2 protein-coding genes and 1 pseudogene are annotated in these 1,138 nt (G+C 40.6%); all 3 read right to left on the bottom strand.

All coding sequences use genetic code 11. The features are described from left to right. Nucleotides 1-90: 90 nt before the first annotated feature. Nucleotides 91-390, bottom strand: coding sequence for an addiction module antidote protein (locus BP27_RS0113655; RefSeq protein WP_027852000.1), 300 nt, complete (start codon nucleotides 388-390; stop codon nucleotides 91-93). Then, entirely contained in the window at nucleotides 387-689 is a 303-nt protein-coding gene (locus tag BP27_RS0113650; protein WP_027851999.1) for a type II toxin-antitoxin system RelE/ParE family toxin, read from the bottom strand. Before BP27_RS0113650 ends, BP27_RS0113655 begins: the two co-directional genes overlap by 4 nt. A 194-nt stretch (nucleotides 690-883) precedes the next feature. After that, nucleotides 884-1,138 (bottom strand): annotated as a pseudogene (locus tag BP27_RS0113645) (hypothetical protein); the annotation flags it as partial.

Raw genomic sequence — 1,138 nt, 5'->3', positions numbered from 1 at the left:
TCAATGATGTTAAATAATTCAATGCAAAGCACAAAAATACTTGTGTTTAAAAGGGCTATTAGAGTTTGTTCAGATTTGCAGCTCGCTCCTTTAGGCTTCTTCAGCTGGCAATACCGCTATTTTTAGTCCTATAGCGTTCATTACTTTATTAATAGTGGAGAAACGTGGGCTAGAATCCCCTGATAAGGCTTTATATAAGCTTTCACGATTCAAACCTGTTTTTTGTGCAATATCTGCCATGCTGCGTGCACGGGCAACAGTTCCCAGAGCTTGAATAAATGCAGCTGGGTCATCTTCATTAATTACAATGCTTAGGTATTCTGCAATTGCTTCTTCACTATCTAAGTAATCAGTCATATCAAAGCGTTTTAATTCATCTAATTTAATCATAATCTGTCCTCTAGCTGCTTCGCCAGCTCAATGGAAAGCTTAATGTCTTTTTTTTGCGAGGATTTATCGCCACCACCGAGCATGACAATAAGCGTATCGCCTCTTGGCACATAATACATACGCCAACCTGGACCAAAATACTCTCGCATCTCACTTACATTTTCTCCGATAGGCTTAACGTCACCAAGATTACCTTGTTCTGCTTTTTCTAAGCGGCGTGCAAGGCGACGCCTAGTGGTTGGGTCTTTTAGGCTATCTAGCCACTTAACAAAATTATCAGTTAGTAAAATTTGATACATGGTAGGCAACCTAAAAAGCTATATTTACATTGTAGCCTTCAAGCTACTGACTGTGAAGTGATTTTAAATTAGCCACGGATTACACAGAAAAAAACCTAAGTCACTGCGAGGCTGAAAGCCGTGGCAGTCTAGGGTGTAAAAAACCCAAGCCACGGATTAAGCGGATAAACACGGAAGGATGGGGTGGTAGTCTTTTATTCGCTAGCTAGTTGAGTAACTTTTTCTAGTGGCAAGTTTAATACTTCGGCTATTTGCTCCTTGCTAAGCACACCTAACAATAACAACTGACGAGCAGAAGCTAGCTTTTCATGCAAGGCACGTTCTTCAGCTTCTTGACGACCCTGTTGCATAGCTAAGCGGTCAAATGTATTAATGTATGGCATTTTCTTCTCCTCTTGGATTTGGTCAACCAAGCTTTTAAACTGCATTTCTAGTGGTGCTGGCAGTTT

Origin of the sequence: Marinospirillum insulare DSM 21763 (assembly GCF_000686905.1) — a bacterium.
Lineage (GTDB): Bacteria > Pseudomonadota > Gammaproteobacteria > Pseudomonadales > Halomonadaceae > Marinospirillum > Marinospirillum insulare.
Note: the sequence above shows the minus strand (reverse complement) of the source record. Positions and strands in the feature narration are given on the sequence as shown.

Bases quoted from the DNA above. Each gene is read 5' to 3' on its own strand.
- BP27_RS0113655 (WP_027852000.1), bottom strand. From the start codon at position 390: ATGATTAAATTAGATGAATTAAAACGCTTTGATATGACTGATTACTTA.
- BP27_RS0113650 (WP_027851999.1), bottom strand. From the start codon at position 689: ATGTATCAAATTTTACTAACTGATAATTTTGTTAAGTGGCTAGATAGC.